The organism is Flavobacteriales bacterium (assembly GCA_016713875.1).
Classification (GTDB): domain Bacteria; phylum Bacteroidota; class Bacteroidia; order Flavobacteriales_F; family PHOS-HE28; genus PHOS-HE28.
The window spans coordinates 3,733,919-3,751,882 of record JADJOI010000003.1; the positions used below are offsets into that span (position 1 = coordinate 3,733,919).

At 63.7% G+C, this 17,964-nt stretch carries 15 protein-coding genes and 1 tRNA gene; 6 read left to right on the forward strand and 10 right to left on the reverse strand.

The window, feature by feature from the left end:
• Positions 1-5: 5 nt before the first annotated feature.
• Positions 6-392 (reverse strand): DUF3127 domain-containing protein, encoded by a 387-nt coding sequence (locus IPJ87_17450; GenBank protein ID MBK7943632.1) that lies wholly within the window; start codon positions 390-392, stop codon positions 6-8.
• A 14-nt stretch (positions 393-406) separates the two neighbouring features.
• Complete coding sequence (locus IPJ87_17455) at positions 407-1,303, reverse strand: flavin reductase family protein (protein MBK7943633.1); 897 nt, start codon at positions 1,301-1,303, stop codon at positions 407-409.
• A 63-nt stretch (positions 1,304-1,366) separates the two neighbouring features.
• Here IPJ87_17455 and IPJ87_17460 point away from each other — a divergent pair.
• The 6 genes from IPJ87_17460 to IPJ87_17485 all read left to right on the forward strand — a co-directional run bounded on the left by IPJ87_17460 (position 1,367) and on the right by IPJ87_17485 (position 6,479).
• Positions 1,367-1,448 (forward strand) — tRNA-Leu (locus IPJ87_17460).
• A gap of 49 nt (positions 1,449-1,497) precedes the next feature.
• Complete coding sequence (locus IPJ87_17465) at positions 1,498-2,853, forward strand: hypothetical protein (protein ID MBK7943634.1); 1,356 nt, start codon at positions 1,498-1,500, stop codon at positions 2,851-2,853.
• 38 nt (positions 2,854-2,891) lie between these two features.
• Positions 2,892-3,557 (forward strand): ATP-dependent Clp endopeptidase proteolytic subunit ClpP, encoded by a 666-nt coding sequence (clpP, locus tag IPJ87_17470; protein ID MBK7943635.1) that lies wholly within the window; start codon positions 2,892-2,894, stop codon positions 3,555-3,557.
• Between the two features lie 26 nt (positions 3,558-3,583).
• On the forward strand, positions 3,584-4,252 hold the full coding sequence (gene clpP / locus IPJ87_17475; GenBank protein MBK7943636.1) for an ATP-dependent Clp endopeptidase proteolytic subunit ClpP: 669 nt from the start codon (positions 3,584-3,586) through the stop codon (positions 4,250-4,252).
• 95 nt (positions 4,253-4,347) lie between these two features.
• Positions 4,348-5,589: an ATP-dependent Clp protease ATP-binding subunit ClpX gene (clpX, locus tag IPJ87_17480; protein ID MBK7943637.1), complete on the forward strand. Its 1,242-nt coding sequence runs from the start codon at positions 4,348-4,350 to the stop codon at positions 5,587-5,589.
• A gap of 53 nt (positions 5,590-5,642) precedes the next feature.
• On the forward strand, positions 5,643-6,479 hold the full coding sequence (locus IPJ87_17485) for a DUF2911 domain-containing protein (protein MBK7943638.1): 837 nt from the start codon (positions 5,643-5,645) through the stop codon (positions 6,477-6,479).
• Positions 6,480-6,536: 57 nt separating this feature from the next.
• Here IPJ87_17485 and IPJ87_17490 read toward each other — a convergent pair whose 3' ends face one another.
• The 8 genes from IPJ87_17490 to IPJ87_17525 form a co-directional block, all read right to left on the reverse strand.
• On the reverse strand, positions 6,537-7,262 hold the full coding sequence (locus IPJ87_17490) for an SDR family oxidoreductase (GenBank protein MBK7943639.1): 726 nt from the start codon (positions 7,260-7,262) through the stop codon (positions 6,537-6,539).
• A 76-nt stretch (positions 7,263-7,338) separates the two neighbouring features.
• Positions 7,339-9,267 (reverse strand): T9SS type A sorting domain-containing protein, encoded by a 1,929-nt coding sequence (locus IPJ87_17495; protein MBK7943640.1) that lies wholly within the window; start codon positions 9,265-9,267, stop codon positions 7,339-7,341.
• 164 nt (positions 9,268-9,431) lie between these two features.
• On the reverse strand, positions 9,432-11,132 hold the full coding sequence (locus IPJ87_17500) for a sodium:solute symporter (protein MBK7943641.1): 1,701 nt from the start codon (positions 11,130-11,132) through the stop codon (positions 9,432-9,434).
• Positions 11,133-11,214: 82 nt separating this feature from the next.
• The gene (locus tag IPJ87_17505) at positions 11,215-13,794 is read right to left on the reverse strand and encodes a PIG-L family deacetylase (protein MBK7943642.1); all 2,580 of its coding nucleotides are present in this window, start codon (positions 13,792-13,794) and stop codon (positions 11,215-11,217) included.
• 97 nt (positions 13,795-13,891) lie between these two features.
• Positions 13,892-14,971 (reverse strand): DUF2911 domain-containing protein, encoded by a 1,080-nt coding sequence (locus IPJ87_17510; protein ID MBK7943643.1) that lies wholly within the window; start codon positions 14,969-14,971, stop codon positions 13,892-13,894.
• A gap of 93 nt (positions 14,972-15,064) precedes the next feature.
• Entirely contained in the window at positions 15,065-15,841 is a 777-nt protein-coding gene (locus tag IPJ87_17515; GenBank protein ID MBK7943644.1) for a response regulator transcription factor, read from the reverse strand.
• On the reverse strand, positions 15,838-16,992 hold the full coding sequence (locus IPJ87_17520) for a histidine kinase (GenBank protein ID MBK7943645.1): 1,155 nt from the start codon (positions 16,990-16,992) through the stop codon (positions 15,838-15,840). Before IPJ87_17520 ends, IPJ87_17515 begins: the two co-directional genes overlap by 4 nt.
• Before the next feature lie 169 nt (positions 16,993-17,161).
• Complete coding sequence (locus IPJ87_17525) at positions 17,162-17,959, reverse strand: hypothetical protein (GenBank protein ID MBK7943646.1); 798 nt, start codon at positions 17,957-17,959, stop codon at positions 17,162-17,164.
• Positions 17,960-17,964 lie beyond the last annotated feature (5 nt).

Consider the following 17,964-nt stretch of genomic DNA (forward strand, 5'->3'; position numbering starts at 1 on the left):
GCCGCTTAGAACGGAAGGTCGTCCTCGTCGCCGGCCGGCATGTCCGCCATGGTGGGCGGCGGTGCGGCCTGGAACCCGCCTCCTGCAGGCGCCGATGGTGCCGCGGCGCCGGTGCGGTCGATCCGGTTGCCGCTCAGGCTCAGGAAGTATTTCGTCACCCCGTCGCGCCCGGTCCATTCGCGGCCGTTCACGTAGCAGGTCACGCTCACTTCATCACCGGGTTTGTACGGATCGAGCAGGCCGGTGCGGTCCTGGGTGAACTCGATGGGGATGTGCTGCGGCCGTTGACCGGACGGTTCGGTGATCACGAGCTCGCGCTTGCGGAAGGAGGGGCTGACCTCCTGCGTCTTGCCGACCACCTTGACGGTGCCGGTGATGGTGACTTGTGCCATGGGACGAAGTTGCGTTATCGGTCGTTGAAGGCCAGCACGGTGAGCAGGGCTTGCTCCACCTGGCCGGCCAGAAGGAGCTGGTGAGCGCGGTGGTGCAGAGCGGTGCGCAGCTCATCGCTGCGACCCTGGTGCTGGATGAAGAGCTCGGCGAGGTCCGTGAGCTTGTGCTCGTTCACCCGGGTCTCATCGGGCAGGGCCAGGACGGAGCCGAGCCGGCCCAGGTCACTGCCGGTGAGGACGGCGCTTTCGCGCACATCCCGGGGCAGTGCGTCCACCCCGATGCCGATCTCGCGGGCGGGCTGGGGCAGTTCGAACAGGGCTTCCCCGTGGGCGCGCACATAGAAGTGGCCGCCCATGCGACCCACCAGGTCGATCCGTCGCTGATCGATCCGGCCGCGGGCGTCCAGCACACGCTCGTCGATGTGGAGGAGCACCACCTCGCAGAGCACCAGGTTGCCGGCTCCGCCGCCCGTGCCTGTCTCGATCACCTGCTTCACCACACATTCGAACTGCACCGGGCTCTCCTTCACCCGGAAGGGGCGCACCTTCTCGGAGGGCAGCATGGTGAAGCCGGCCTTCTCGAATTCGTTCACCCCGGGCGGGTATTCGGTGCTCGCCAGCGAGGCCTGGTGCACCATCGCGTAGGTCACCACGTTGATCACCACCTCGGGACGGGCCTTCACGTTGTGGTAGCTGTCCTTGGTGCTGTTGTCGCGGCCACGGCGGGCGGGACTGAAAATGAGCAGCGGCGGATTGGCCCCGAAGACGTTGAAGAAGCTGAACGGGCTCAGGTTGGGACGGCCTTCGGCATCCACGGTGCTGGCGAAGGCCACGGGACGCGGCCCTACGGCCCCCACGAGGTGGGCGTGCAGGTCGGGCACCGCCAGGTCGGCGGGGTCGAAGCGCTTCATCATGGCGGAGCGCGAAGGTAAGGGTACCCCTGATCGGCTACCTTTGCCGCCCTTTTCGGAACCACGGACGTGGCGGAATTGGTAGACGCGCCAGACTTAGGATCTGGTACCGCAAGGTGTGGGGGTTCGAGTCCCCCCGTCCGTACCTCACCACGCGGCCATCGTACCCGCCAGCGGAACAAAACCCAGTGACCATGCAGATCGAACGCGAAGAGACCGGCACCCTCACCGCCAGCCTGAAGCTCACCCTGAAACCGGAGGACTACACCCCCGGTGTGGAAAAGGCCCTCAAGGAACAACGCAGGACCGCCTCGTGGCCGGGTTTCCGCCCCGGGCAGGTGCCCATGACCATCGTGAAGAAGCGGGTGGGCAAGGCCGTGCTCGTGAACGAGGTCGAGCGCCTGATCGGCGAGCAGCTCAACAGCTACATCCGCGAGAACGGCATCCGGGTGCTGGGCCAGCCGCTGCCCAGCAACGGCGGCATGGAGGGCAACGACTGGGACAACCCCGGCGAGTTCCGGTTCCGCTATGACATGGGTCTGGCGCCCGCGCTGGACGTGGAACTGGACCCCAAGCTGGGCGTGGAGATGCCGGTGGTGGACGTCACGGACGAGCTCGTGGGCCGCGAGGTGGCCGACATGCAGCGGCGCTTCGGAAAGCTGACCACGGTGGACCGGAGCGGCGACAAGGACATGCTCCTGGGCGACCTGATCGAGCTGGATGCCGCCGGCGCCATCGTGCCGGGCGGCCTGATGAACCGCACCACCATCAGCCTGGAGTTCCTCAAGGACGAGGCGGTCCGCGAGTTGCTGACGGGCAAGGCCGTGGGCGACGAGGCCGTGCTAGCGCCAGGGACCATCAGCGATGGCCATGACGACCTGGCGCGCATGTTCAACACCGACCACGAGCGGGTCCACCAGCTGGCCGGCCAGGTCCTGTTCCGCATCGCCGAGATCAAGCGGATGGAACCCTTGCCCCTGAGCGCTGAGCTGTTCGATCGGGTGTACGGCCAGGGCGCGGTGACCGACGAGGCCGCTTTCCGCGCCAAGGTGAAGGAGGGCCTGGAGGCCATGTTCCGCCGGGACAGCGAGCGCCTGTTCAAGCGGTTGGTGATGAAGCGGCTTCAGGACCAGGTCGCCATCGACCTGCCCGATCCGTTCCTGAAGCGCTGGATCATGGAGACCAGCGAGAAGCCCATCACGGCGGAGGAGCTCGAACAGGGCTACACCGGGTACGCGGATGGTCTTAAACGCCAGCTCCTCGAGGACCGGGTGTTGGAGAAGTACGGGCTGGAGGCCAAAGGCGAGGAGCTGGATGCGTTCGCGAAACGGTACATCGCCGACCAGTTCGGTCAATATGGCATGCCCGCCCCAGAGGGAGAGGAGATGCAACGGATGGCCGGCCGTTTGCTGGGCGACCGCGAGCAGCTCAAGCGCATGCGTGATACCATCGTCGACCAGAAGCTGACCGTGCATTTCCGCACCCTCCTCCAGCCCCGGGAGCGGCGTGTCAGCTACGAGGAGTTCGTAACCTTGGCCCGGACGGCATAGCGCACGACGGCTGCCGCACCACCTTCGCTCCGGCACCGATGCATCCACCCGACGAGTTCCTCAAGTACGCCGTGAAGCATCGCGGCATCCCCGGCACCACGCTGGGCGACTACATCACCGCATCCCTCACCCCGTACATCATCGAGGAGCGCAAGCTGAACGTGGCGCAGATGGACGTGTTCAGCCGGCTGATGATGGACCGCATCATCTTCCTGGGCACGGCGGTGGATGACGAGGTGGCCAACATCATCCAGGCACAGCTGCTCTTCCTGGAGAGCGTGGATGCCAAGAAGGACATCCAGATCTACCTGAACAGCCCGGGCGGCGGGGTGTACGCGGGGCTTGGGATCTATGACACGATGCAGTACATCAACCCCGATGTGGCGACCATCTGCACCGGCATGGCCGCCAGCTTCGGGGCCGTGCTGCTGTGCGCCGGCGCCAAGGGCAAGCGCAGCGCCCTGAAGCATGCCCGGGTGATGATCCATCAGCCGCTGGGCGGCACCCAGGGCCAGGCCTCGGACATGGAGATCGCCATCAACGAGGTGCGGAAGGTGAAGAAGGAGCTCTACACGATCATCAGCGAGCACACGGGACAGCCCTATGAGCGCATCGAGAAGGACAGCGACCGCGACCACTGGATGACCTCCGCGGAGGCGAAGGACTACGGGCTCATCGACGAGCTGCTCGTCCGGTCGCGCTGAGCACACGAACGAACCCAACAGAACGCATGTTCCCCAAGGACGAATTCCTCAAGTACGCGGTGAAGCACCGCGGCATCTCCAGCACCACGCTGGGAGGCTACATCACCAGCTCGATGACCCCGTACATCATCGAGGAACGCCAGTTGAACGTGGCGCAGATGGACGTGTTCAGCCGGCTGATGATGGACCGCATCATCTTTCTGGGCACGGCCATCAACGACCAGGTGGCCAACATCATCCAGGCCCAGTTGCTGTTCCTGGAGAGCGTGGACGCCAAGAAGGACATCCAGATCTACCTGAACAGCCCGGGCGGTGGCGTGTATGCCGGGCTGGGCATCTACGATACGATGCAGTACATCAACCCCGATGTGGCCACCATCTGCACGGGCATGGCCGCCAGCATGGGTGCGGTGCTGCTGTGCGCCGGGACCAAGGGCAAGCGCAGCGCGCTGAAGCATGCGCGGGTGATGATCCACCAGCCGATGGGCGGGGCCGAGGGCCAGGCCTCGGACATGGAGATCACCGTGAACGAGATCAAGAAGCTCAAGAAGGAGCTGTACGAGATCATCAGCAATCACAGCGGCCAGCCGTTCGAGAAGGTGGAGAAGGACGGTGACCGCGATTACTGGATGGTCGCCGAGGAGGCCAAAGCCTACGGAATGATCGATGAGCTGCTGGTGAAGCATACGAAGTAAGGCCCTGAGCGGCAGGTACATGCGGCGGCCGGGTGCAACTTCACCCGGCCGCCGACGTATCTTGGCCGGGCTGCCCGCGGGCGTCCCCCCTTCACATGGAGAAGAAAGAGATCAAGTGCTCGTTCTGCGGGCGCGACAAGCAGGACACCAATGTGCTGATCGCCGGCATCACCGGGCACATCTGCGACAGCTGCATCACCCAGGCGCAGAACATCATCAGCGAGGAGCTGAGCCAGCGTTCGCGCACCGAGATCGAAGGCAGCCTCATCCTCCAACGGCCCGCGGACATCAAGCGGATGCTGGACGAGTACGTCATCGGCCAGGACGAGGCCAAGAAGGTGCTGAGCGTGGCGGTGTACAACCATTACAAGCGCTTGCTCCAGAAGCCGGCCGCCGGGCATGACGATGTGGAGATCGAGAAGAGCAACATCATCCTGGTGGGGGAGACGGGCACGGGCAAGACCCTGCTGGCGCGCACCATCGCCCGCATGCTCAACGTGCCCTTCTGCATCGCCGACGCCACGGTGCTCACCGAGGCCGGCTACGTGGGCGAGGACGTGGAGAGCATCCTCAGCCGCCTGCTACAGGCAGCCGACTACGACGTGAGCAAGGCCGAGCGCGGCATCGTGTTCATCGACGAGATCGACAAGATCAGCCGCAAGAGCGACACGCCCAGCATCACCCGTGACGTGAGCGGGGAGGGCGTTCAGCAGGCCTTGCTGAAGCTGCTCGAGGGAAGCACCGTGAGCGTGCCTCCGCAGGGCGGCCGCAAGCACCCAGAGCAGAAGCTCATCCAGGTGGACACCCGTAACATCCTGTTCATCTGCGGAGGTGCCTTCGATGGCATCGCCAAGATCATCGCGCGCCGGGTGAAGAGCACCGCCGTGGGCTACAGCGCCAGCCGCGATAGCGCCCGGGTGAACGACGAGCACCTGCTTCAATACGTGAGCCCGCTGGACCTGCGCAGCTATGGGCTCATTCCCGAGCTCATCGGGCGCTTCCCGGTGCTCACCTACCTCGACCCGCTCGACAAGGAAAGCCTGCGACGCATCCTCACCGAGCCGAAGAACGCGCTCATCAAGCAGTACGTGAAGCTCTTCGAGATGGACAAGGTGAAGCTCAGCTTCGACAAGAAGGTGCTGGACTTCATCGTGGAGAAGGCGATCGATTACAAGCTGGGCGCCCGCGGCCTGCGCAGCATCTGTGAGGCCATCATGACGGATGCGATGTACGAGATGCCCGGTTCGGGCGAGCGCCCCGCCGATCTGCGCATCACCTTGGGTTATGCCCGCGAGAAGTTCGACCGCTCGCGGATGAGCCAGTTGAAGGTGGCCTGAGGACGGGGTGGGCCGGGCGGGCTACCTTCGCCTCTCCCAACGAGAACCCCGTCATGCAACGCATCCTCTCCTTTCTGGCGACGGCCCTGCCGGTCGCGCTCTCCGCTCAACAACTCCCTCAGTCCAGCCCGCCCGGTGAGGTGGAGCAGGTCATCGGCCTCACCGAGGTGGAAGTGGACTACTCGCGCCCGAGCGCGCGCTCGCGCAAGGTCTTCGGGGACCTCGTACCCTTCGGGGAGATCTGGCGGACCGGCGCCAACGCCTGCACACGGGTGGAGCTGGACGGCCCGGTGAACGTGGGCGGCAAGGCCGTGGCCAAGGGCACCTACTGCCTCTTCACCATCCCTGGCGCCAACGAATGGACCTTCATCCTAAATACGGATACGGCCTTGTGGGGCACCGACGGCTACACGGCCGACAAGGACGTGCTGCGGGTGTCGGCCAAGCCGGTGACCACCACGGACCATGTGGAGACCTTCACCATCGGTTTTGAAGGAGTGCGGGATGACAAAGCGATGCTGGAGCTGCGGTGGGAGAACACCCGGGTGGGCATCGAGCTCTCTGCGGACGCCACCGAGCAGGCCCTGGCCAACATCAAGGCCACCATGGCCAAGCCCGACCTGAAGGCCGGCAATTACAACCGCAGCGCACGGTACTGTGTGGACAAGGGCGTGATGCTGCCCGAGGCGCTGGTGTGGGCCGAGAAGGCCGTGTCGATGGACAAGAAGTATTGGACGTTGCACACCCTGGCGCTGTGCCAGGCCGCCAACGGAAAGTACAAGGAGGCGGTGACCACCGCCAACGAGAGCATGACCATGGCCCAGAAGGAGAACGACCCGAGCTACGTGAAGATGAACAAGGCGCGGATCGAGGAGTGGTCAACGAAGTGAGCGCTGCCGGAACGAACGGAAAGGCCCCGCTGCGGCGGGGCTTTTTCATGCGCGCCCTTATAGTCCCAGGCTCAGCAACCCGCCATCAGCCACCAGACAATGCCCGGTGATGAAGGAGGCCTTGGTCATACAGAGGAACGCGATGGCCGAGGCGACCTCGGCAGGTTCACCGACGCGTTTCAGCGGGGTGCGCTGCAGGATCCGCTCCAGGCGCTCGGGCTGCGACAGGACCGGTTCGGTCAGGGGCGTGCGGATGTACCACGGGGCCACGGCGTTCACCCGGATGCCGTCAGGTGCCCACTCCACCGCAAGGCTCCGGGTGAGCTGGAGCAGGGCGGCCTTGCTCATCGCGTACGCGGCGCCACTGCCCACGTCCACGAAGCCGGCCACACTGGCCACGTTCACCACGGCCGGTGCCGAGCCCTTCCTCAGCAGAGGATGCAAGGCCCGCAACAGCTCCGCGGGTCCGAGCAGGTTGGTGCCGACCACGACCTCCTGCTCCCCCGGACCTAGCTGTGACCACGGTTTGCGCACGTTCGTGCCGGCGTTGTTCACCAGGATGTCCAGCGCTCCCCAGCGTTCCCGCACCACCCGCACGATGCGCGGACGGCCCTCCGAGGTGGTGATATCAGCGGCGATGCAGGCCGGGTCGTCCGGGGCGTTGCGGACCGCAAGGATCACGTCGGCGCCCAGGTCCCGCAGCTCCTCCACGGTGGCCGCGCCGATGCCGCGCGTACCTCCGGTCACCAGGGCGCGTTTTCCGTTCAGGTCCCAGCCGGACATGGTGCGAAGCTAGGCGGCCCGGAAACAGAAAGCCCCCGGCTGCGGCCGGGGGCTTTCTCGAAACGGTGTGTGTGGCTTACTGACGGTTCACCAGACGGGTGGTGGAACCGTTGGCATCGCTCACACGGATGGTGTACATGCCGCTGGCGTATGCGCCCAGGTCCACAGTGGTGCGGCCGGTGAAACGGCTGTTCTGCAGGGTCTGGCCCAGCGCATTCAGCACCTCGATGGAGTGGTTCTCCGAGGTGGCGGTGATCACCTGCACCAGACCGTCGTTGGTCGGGTTGGGGAACATGCTGAACTCCGGACCGGCCACTTCGCTGAAGCCGATGGTGGGGTCGAAGATCATACGGATGGCGAAGGCGTTGCCGTTGGTGAAGGAGCCCGGGTCCGTGCCTTGGATGTTGATGAGGCCGACGACGGACGGCTGCGGGACCGTGGCATCATCAACCACGGTCACGTTGGCGGTTCCGCCATTGCTGAACAGCTCCACGCCTGCGTAATACGCACCCGGGGCAAGGGCGACCGGGTTCAGGAACGTGATGCTGACCTCCCCGGCGATGGTGTCGGCAGCGGAAAGGGTGTAGTCCTGGCTGGTGGCGAGGGGGTTGAACACATCATCACTTCCACCCAATGCGTTGGGCAGGATGGCGAGCGAATCGCCATGCACGCTGGCGATCATCAGGGCGCCGGTGCGGCTGTTCGCGCCAATGTCCACGTTCAGACCATAGAGCGTGGTGGGCGCATTGATGCGGAAGTAGTTCAAGCAGAACACGTTGTCCGTCGCATCCGCGAAGGAAGCCGTACCGATCAGGGAGGTCACTTCCGTGCCGCTGTGCACACCAAGGCCGTCCAACGCATACTCCAGGTCGTTCAAGGCGAAGGTCCGCTCAGCGGTATCGTCGCTAGGGTCATCCTCGAGGGCATCCTCACTGGAGGTGACCGTCAAGGTCATCGTGTAGGTGCCTTCGGCGAGGCCGCCCGGAAGGGTGACAGGCTCTTCCATCGTCACCGTGTCGCCAGGGTTCACCGTACCGGCATTCAGCGTGGCGCTGAACGCCGTACCTCCGCCAGGGGCGGTCACCGTGGCGGTCATCACCAGGTTGGTCTGTGGGTTGAGCCCGATGTTGCGCAGCTGACCACCGAGGAAGAACGTGCTGCCCAGCTGGGGACGGGGGATGGTGCCGAACTCCACGCCACCGCCCACATGTGACACGTAGCCGAAGTCGACCACGCGGCCGTAGTCAGGCACATTGCTCAGGGCCAGATCATCAATGGCCCAGAAATACTCCCAACCACCCAGCCACTGGAAGCGCAGGTACACGCTGGACTGGTTGGCGGCCACGGAGGTGATGTCCAAGGCGATGCCTTGCGGGTTGGCGCTCCAACGCGAGCAGGGCGGTTGCGCAGAACCGGTCACCAGGCAGGTGAAGGGAATGAAATCCGTCCATGTGGTCAGGTCAGTGCTGACCTGCACCTTCACGTTCGTATTCGCATTGTAATCGAATACGCCGATCAGGCTTTCGAAGGTGAGCAGCACGGTGGGCTGTCCACTGCAGTTAATGGCAGTAGTGGTGAGCTCCGTGAGGTGGTCCGCACCAGGGGACTGCGAGAGGCCCCGGTCCGAGTTGGCCCAGAGGTACCCGTTCGACGCATCCGAGGCGCCGAACACCGAGGACGGCTGGTAGCCCAGCGCGGCCACACCCACGGCGTTCGGGTCATTGCTCCACACGAAGTACACGCTATCGGTGCCGAGCGGGGTCAGGTTGTCCTCGTTCGTCCAACCGGCGGGCACGGATCCTCCGGAGAAGTCCTCGGTCCAGAACGGCGCCGCGCGGAGCGCTTCAAAGCTCGGGGGCAGGTGACTGGGGGCCGGGGCCGTGTAGGAACCTGCGGGGTGCTGCTTGGTGTAGCCCTTGAAGTCGTGCGTGTTGCCGCCGGCCGATTGGGCCATCACAGCAACGGAGCCGACCATCAGGGGAAAGGAGAGGAAAGTCTTCTTCATCTGAGGTAGGTTAGGGGATTAGCGTCCGTTGAGGCCGAAAGGTAACACCGTCCGCGGAAGATCGAACGATCCGTCCCGCGCCCACTGCGACCAGGAGATCGACCAACCTTGTGTGCCTGTGGAGGTTCGAGCGAGTTCGTCGATCGGATCGCCGGATACGTCGATCAAAAGTCCTCCGGATCAATGTGCCCCGGGGTACCGATCACGGAGTGGATCACCGCCGCCAGCACCACCACGATCGCCGGCGCGATCAAGTTGTACCAGAGGAACGCGATCTCGATGTGCGAGAAATGCAGCGCAAGGATGGTCGCCTGCGCCACCAGTGCCGCGACGAACACCGCCGTGCCGCCCACGCGCTTCAGGAAGAAGGCCACCAGGAAGATGCCCAGGATGGTGCCGTAGAACAGCGAGCCGATGATGTTCACCGCCTGGATGAGGTTCTCGAAGAGCGAGAACAGCGCCGCGAAGGCCAGCGCCAGCAGGCCGAAGAGCACCGTGGCCCATTTCGTCGCCCGCACCTGCTCGCCGTCCGTGCGTTCCTTCTTCACCACATCCACCACGCTGGTGGTGGCCAGCGCGCTCAGTTCCGCGCTAGTGCTGCTCATGCCGGCGCTGAAGATCATGGCCAGCAGCAGCCCGATGATGCCGATGGGCATGTGGTCCATGATGAAGGTGATGAAGATGTAGTCCTTGTCGTTGGCCTCGGCGTCGGGCAGGAGGTGCTTCAAGCGCTCGTGGTATTGAGCTTCCAAATGGATCATCCCATGCTGGTGGATCTGTAGCCTCGTCAGTGCTGAATCGGCGGTTTGCGTGTGCCCTCCTCGAATGGCATCCACCCATGCGTGTGCTGCTTCCGATCGACCTGCGCTCGCTTCCGTGTGCTGAGCTTCCAATGTCTGAGTAAGCTGGATGCCATCCTTTGCTCGCGTCTCTTGCAAGTTCGTCGAGTTCCAGTGGATGGGCGCCGCATTGAACAGATAGAACACGAACACCAGCACACCGGTGAGCAGGATGAAGAACTGCATCGGGATCTTCAGCAGCGCGTTCATCCACAGCCCGCGCTGGGCCTGCTGCACGTTCTGCCCACTGAGGTAGCGCTGCACCTGGCTCTGGTCGGTGCCGAAGTAGGCCAGCTGCAGGAAGAAGCCACCAATGAGACCGCTCCATAGCGTGTACTTGTTGCTCGGGTCGAAGCTGGTGTCGATCACTTCGGTCTTGCCGAGTGCGCTGGCCAGTTGCAGGCTCTCCACGAAGCCGATGTGCTCGCGCAGGTACCACACCACAAGTCCGAAGGCCACGAAGAGCCCGCCGAAGATCACGGCCATCTGCTGTTTGTGCGTCACGCCCACGGCCCTGGCGCCGCCGGTGGTGGTGTAGAGGATCACCAGCGCGCCGATGAACACGCAGGTCCAGCTGAGCGGCCAGTGCAGCACCTTGCTGAGGATGATGCTGGGCGCGTAGATGGTGATGCCGGCCGCCAGTCCGCGCTGGATGAGGAAGAGCCCTGCCGTGAGCAGCCGCGTGCGCGCATCGAAGCGCCTGCCGATGAACTCATAGGCCGTGTACACCTTCCACTTGTAGTAGAGCGGGATGAACACCCGGTTGATCACCAGCATGGCCAGCGGCAGCCCGAAGTAGAACTGCACGAAGCCCAGGCCATCGAGGTAGCCTTGGCCCGGTGTGCTGAGGAAGGTGATCGCGCTGGCCTGCGTGGCCATCACGCTCAGCCCCACCGCCCACCAGCGTTCATCGCTGCCACCGCGCAGGTAATCCGCGCTGGTGTTGCCGGCCCGCGTGCGCCACACCCCGTAGCCCACGATGAAGCCCAGGGTGCCGAGGAGGATGAGCCAGTCTAGCCAGTGCATGTGTCAGGGAGTGAATGGGAGTTGGTGAATGGCGAATGGTGAATACCAGCATTGGAGCCATTCACCATCGACCATTCGCCATTCACTTTGCATTAGTCCCTCTCGGCGAGATCAGATTCGCGAACAGCCGATACGCGCCCGGCACTCCCGCTGGCAATTGCCGGAAGAAGCTGATGCCCGTGTAGATGAAGCGCCCTTGGCCATGGTCGCAGGTGATGAGGCCGCCGGTGAGCGGTTGTTCGCCGGGATCGTTCCACGCGATGAGCGGTGTGTACTTATCGCCAAGCTCGCTGGCGAAGTAGAGGCCGCGTTCCTGCACCCAGCCCTCGAAGTCCTTCGCGGTGATGGTGTTCGGTGTTGTGAGCAGCGGATGCTTCGGGTCGAGGAAGGTGGGCGGCGCTTCCTCCACGGTCACGCGGTCGCGGGTGATCTTGAAGGGGTGGGGGCCGAGCGTGGCGGGATCGATCTGGAAATCCTCCACCCCGGAGACCGAGAAGCGCGGCGTGGTGTTGTACTGCACGACGAGCGTACCGCCCTGCTCCACGTATTGCAGCAGCAGCGGGTGCAGCTCCTTCATGCCCTTGGTGGTGTTGTAAGCACGGATGCCGGTGACGATCGCGTCGTAATTCCGGAGACTTTCCAAGCTCGCCGTGGCTGGATCCACGATTTCGACCTTCACCCCAAGCTGTTCGATGGCCTGTGGCACCTCATCGCCAGCTCCCTTGATACAGCCGACGGTCTTCGCGGTGGTCTTCACATCCAGCGGTACCAGCTTCACCTCGGCCGGCGTGTAGTACACCTGCGGCATGATGTGCGGGTAGTCGATCTCGTGCAGGGTGCGGTCAGCCTTTCCCTTCGGACCGGTGAACTCGAACTTCACGGCACCTGCTTTCGTGTTATCGCTGGGAATGATCTGATAGGTGAAGCTCTGCCGATCGTTGCGCTTGGCGATGTTCACCAGCTTCAGGTCCTTGGTGGTGGCCCAACCCTCGGGCAGCGTCACGTTCAGTTGACCGGTGAGGCTGTCGGTGAGCGCTTCCACCTCCACGGTGATGGTCTGCGGACCACCGCGAGCGATGAGCACATCGGTCTTGGGGATCACCGAGGCCACGGGGGTAACGTACACCGGGCGGATGCGCTCGCCAGCCACACGGTCGACCCATTTGTGCATGATTCCTCCGCTAACGCGGAAGTGCAAATGATCAGTTGTATCCAATTCTGGGCTGAAGGCTACCGCTACATACGGTTCAGGTATCATAACGGGAATGATGTTGGCGTTTCCTGATGGAGTTTGATACAGGTTCCCATGCGGACGCTCCAGCCAGAAGGGTTCATTGACGGTCTGATGAACCACACGGAGAGTAGTGTCGATCCGATCAGTGAGACGTATGTCTTTCGAACCGAATGAACGTCGATCCCAATCAACACCGGAACTCCAGCCATAAGTACTTAGGTAGAGTTCTCTTCGGATGCGCGGAAAGCCAGTGACCTTGACTTCTACGGTATCAATAGTGCTCGAGTAACTCTTGTTGCTCAAGGCATCAAAGGACACTCCTAAACATGCTGATGCGAGATCATTTAGCGCCTCTGATTTGATCTGGCCCCACCGCCACTGGTCATGTGTTGGCTTGTTGTCATTCACCCATGAGGCTATGGTCCGTTCAAGAGATTGAATTTTAGCGAAGCTCTTTTCCGGTGCACTGACATCAAAGCTTGTGACCAGTTCTGCGCTCTTGATACCTATGCTACTCGGAGCCTTCACCCGCCCCCAAGTCATATCGATCCCCTCAAAAATGTCCTTCGTCTTGGGCCGGTCACCCTTCACCAACTTGAGGTACTCCAGCATCTCCCCCCGCGTTTCCGCCGCGCCGAAGCCCTGGCTCTTGTGCATGCTGCGGCTGCGCCCGGCGATCTCCGTGTAGCTCAGGCCCAGCAGCGGGTCGTAGCCGCCCACATCCACACTGAACCAGTCGGGGTCGTTCTTCGCGATGTCGGCCAGGTCCTTCTTCCACCAGGTGCTGCCGTTGAAGAAGAGGCGGCGCGGCTGCCACACCTCCAGCCCTTGCTGCAATTGCTCAGGAAACGCCTTGGGGTCGCCGGCCAGGTCGAAGGCTTCTTCGGCAAGGATGGCGCTGGCCTCGTGGTGACCGTGCCCTGCACTGCGGTCAGGGGCGAACCGCGTGATGATGATGTCCGGCCGGAACATCCGGATGACGCGCACCACATCGCTGAGCACCTCCTGCTTGCCCCACTTCGCAAAGCTCTCCGCGGCGTTCTTGCTGTAGCCGAAGTCCACCGCGCGGGTGAAGAACTGCTCGCCACCATCGATGCGGCGCGCCTCCAGCAGCTCCTGTGTGCGGATGATGCCGAGCGCATCGCCCAGTTCGGGACCGATGAGGTTCTGTCCGCCGTCGCCGCGCGTGAGGCTGAGGTTGCCGGTGCGCACCTTCTTGCCGTTGGCGAGCCAGGCGATCAGACGCGTGTTCTCGTCATCGGGATGCGCCACGATGTAGAGCACGCTGCCCAACACGTTGAGCTTCTGCATGCGGTGCAGGATCTCGGCGGCGTGGGGCTGTGCGGGAGGACGTTGAGCGAAGGAGAGGGTCGAAATACCAAGGAACGCACCGAGGATAAGCCCTGCGCGGAAGGAACGAATGTGCATGCGTCGAAGGTAGAACGCGCGCCTCAGGCTTCAGGCCACAAGCTGCAGGCTTGTATACGGGGGGTAGCAAGCTTGAAGCTTGAGGCTCGCAGCCTTTTCAACTCTTCGTTCCCTCCCACGCGCTCGTATCCACGCCCAACTTCTTCAGGCATTTCAACGAGTTCGCTTTCACACCTTCCGGCGGGTTCATGCTCAGGCTCTTCTTGAAGGCCTTGATCGCGGCTTCCTTGTTGCCGGCCATCATATAGCCCTCGCCCAGGCTGTCATGGACGTTCGGGTCTTCCGGATGTCGCTTCGCGTTCAACTGGAACATCTTCAACGCATCCTCGACCCTGCCATCACTCATCAGCCTGTAGGCCATGGTGTTCAACTGGGCATTGGTGGCCTCGTCGATCATCTTCTTGCGCAATGCGGCAGCTTCTTCGGCCTTGCCGCTTTCTTCGAGCAACTTGGCCTTGAGCGTCTGGTTCTCGAAGTTGGCGCCGCGGGCGATGCTCATGTCCACCCACTGCATGGCACGTTCCGGTTCGATCCCTTCTTGATGGCAGTAGTGAGCGGCCTCGTACCACACCTCCCAGGCGAACGACTTCAGGCCGTGCAGGTGCTCATCCAGGTAGGCCAGCACGGCCGCCTGCGTGTTCACCGAGATGCGGATGGGCACTTCGAGCTTCTCCCAGCGCATCACCAAGGTGCCGCCGTCCTTGCCCACGTCCATGAGGTCATAGGTGAGCTGTTCGCTCATGGCGCCGGCGTGTGGTGTCACCTCCACGCGCAGGGCTTCGTTCGCCGGCTTGTGGAAGAACGATCCCCAGGCCGTGTGGTCCGTGCTGAAGATGATGGTCCACTTCCCCGGGCCGGGGATGGCATGCACGCCGTACGTGCCGGCGGCAAGCGCCTGGCCTTCCACGGTGATGTCGTGCGTGCAGGAGAAGATCGTGTTCTCGTTCGCGCCCATCCGCCACACTTCCCCGTAGGGTACCACCTCACCCCAGATCACGCGGCCCTTCACGCTGGGGCGGCTGTAGTTCACCGAGAGGTCGGTGACCCCGATACGCTGCGTGACCGTGGCCATCTGGCTCTCGCGGGGCAGGTCGAGCTGTGAGTATTGGGCTTCGGTGGCGAAGGGGTGCAGGACGACGAGCAGTCCGCACAGGCCGGGCAGGATGGTGTGGCGCATGACAAGGGGGTTGGTCCGCATGAAGCTAGGGCCTTCACGGCCTGCCGGGATAGGCGTGCGGCCGGACCGTTCGGTGCGGGACCGACCGCAGGCCTACACCACCTGCTCGGCCAGCACCTTGGCGATCTGCTCCTTGTAGCTGCGGCCGCTCACGATGCGTTCGTTGTTCGCCATCGTGAAGATGAACTCGTTGTTGCCGCTGTACCGGCTGTTGCGCACGTGGGCCATGTTGACGATGTAGCTGCGGTGGATGCGCAGGAAACGACCGGGGTCCAGCTCGGTCTCCACGGCGTTCATCGTCATGCGATGCAGGAAGTGCCGGTCCTTGAGCTGTAGGCAGAGGTAGTTGCCCTCGGCGCGCATGTACACCACGTCGGCCACGTTCACCTTGTGCTCGCGCCCCTTCTCCTTGATGGTGAAGTGCTCGATGAACTCGCTGTTGGCGTGCATGTGCTCGCGCACCAGGTCCATCAGCTTGCCGGTGAGGCGGCTGTTGACGTTCATGTCCAGGTGGCGCTTGGCGCGCTCCAGCGAGGTGAAGAAGCGCTCGTCGTCGTAGGGTTTCAGCAGGTAGTCCACGGCGTTGACGTCGAAGGCCTTGAGCGCGTACTGGTCGTGGGCGGTGACGAAGACCACGAAGGGGAGGCGTTCGCGCGGGATCTGCTGCACCACCTCGAAGCCGTTCATCTGGGGCATTTGGACATCGAGGAACAGCAGGTCGGGGCGGTGCTTGGCGACGGACTCCAGGGCTTCGTGGCCGTTGCGGCATTCGCCCACCAGCTCGATCTCAGGGTCCTGGGCGAGCAGGCGTGCAAGGCGCGCGCGGGCGATGGGTTCATCGTCCACGATGAGGGTGCGGATGTGTTTCATGACGCGGGGTCGTTGCGCTTGAACGGGAGGGAGAGGTGCACGGTGAAGCCTTGACCGCCGGGGGAGGACACCTGCATGTCCGCCGCATCGCCATAGAGCAGCCGAAGCCGTTCACGGACGTTGCGCAGGCCGATGCCGCTGCCTGCCACCGCACGTTCGACGTCGGGGCAGCCCCGGCCGTTGTCCCGCACGGCGATGTGCAGGCTGCCGTTCCGGCGTTCGGCGCTGACGGCGATGTCGACGCGCTCGCTGGTGAAGCCGGGGCCGTGCTTGATCGCGTTCTCCACGAGCGGCTGAAGGATCATGCTGGGCACCTCGGCGTCCGCGCAGGAAGCGGGGATGTCGTAGTCCACGTGCAGGCGGTCCTGGAAGCGCACGGCCTCGATGCCGAGGTAGTGTCCGATGTGATCGATCTCCCGCGCCAGCGGCACACGTTCGCGTTGTTCCTTGTCGAGCGTGATCCGGAGCAGCTGGCCCAACCGGCTCAGTACGGTTCGGGCCCTGTCGGTGTCCTGGTCCATCAGGGCGCTCACCGTGTTCAGCGTGTTGAACAGGAAATGCGGTTGCAGCTGCTTCTTGAGGGCGTTGAGCTGGCTCTTCTGCAGCTCGTTCTGCAGCTTCATCAGCTGGGTCTGTTTCTCGCGCATCTTGCGCGCGTTGTCCAGGGCCACGAGCACGCCCATCAGCACGCCGTACTCCATGAAGCGGCTGAGGATGGCGGGGGGCAGCGCGCTGAGGGCCCAGCTGCGCATGCCGGGGTCGCCGAAGTCGAACTCGCCGCGCCAGTGCAGGATGCCGTAGTAGATGCAGGAGGTGGAGGCCTCATGGACCGCGGCGATCAGCAGGGCCAGGCCGAGGTGCAGAAGCACCACCGGCCCCCAGGGCCGGCCGCTGAAGGGCCAGCGCTTCAGGATGGTGTACACCAGCGGGGTGAGCAGCGCCCAGAACAGGAAGTTGAGGTAGGGCACGGGGGCTTCCCGCCACCACCGGAATTCGCCCATGTCCTTGAGCTCGGCATACACATAGTGGTGCATATAGGCCTGCAACAGGAACAGGGTGGCCATCACCAGGGCGCTGCCCAGCACGATGCGATAACTGATCGGCGTACGCTTGAAGTAGTTCATCGGGTCGGCCGGGGAGGCGGCGCTCACAGGATGCGCGTGCCGTTCATCGGAAGGCCAAGCTATCCCCGTGCACAGGCCGCACCAACCCGAACGTGATGAACGGCGCCCGAAGGGACGGACAGGGACGAACGGTTGGATGGCCGGAGAACAAGGAAGGCCCCGAAGGGCCTTCCACACTTCCGGGAGAGGTGGCGCGCTAGCCGAAGGTGAAGGTGAACCCGTTCACGGTCACGGTCACCGTGCCGTCGCAGGAACCGTTGCCGAAGTCGACGTAGCGCGTGGCCAGGCCCTGCGGGGTGATCTCCAACTTGCCGCTCACCACGTGCCAGCAGCCCACCTCCACGCGCAGGGCCTGGGTGATGGTGAGCGTGTAGGGCACGCCATTGCGGTTGGTGCCGCTGCCGTTGCCGGTGATGAGGTACACGTCGTCCCACGGCGTCAGCGTCTCCTCGCCCTGGATCCAGGTGCGCACGCGGCTCGCGGTGTGGGTGCTGGTCCACGCGTTGTTCGGCGCGGTGATGGTGCCGTTGACGGCGATGGCGAACTGGGTATGGCCATCGTTGTTGGGGCCCAGGTTCGTCACCGTCTTGCTGCCCTCCACCTTGTGGTCGTTCACGTAGTAGTCCTGCGGGGTGATGGTGATCACGGTGCCCACGGCGCGGTAGGGACCGGTGAAGGTCACCAGGATGCTGCCGCGGCGTGCACGGCCGTCCTGCCCGGTGCAGTTCACCGAGCCGAAGTCGATCAGCATGGTGCGGGGCATCACGGTGGTGTCGATGACGATGGTGTCGATGCAGGCGTCCATCATGCCGCGCACGCCGCCCTCCTCGGCGGCCTGATCGGCCTGCTTCAGCATGTCATTGAACATCGATTCGCCGAAGCTGTTGTCCACAGCGGAGGTGTAGTCGTTGTTCACCGGGTCGGTGGTCTCCTTACGGCAGGCCGTGAGGGCCAATAGGGCAAGGGCGGAGGTGGCGAGCAGGTGGCGCTTCATGTCGG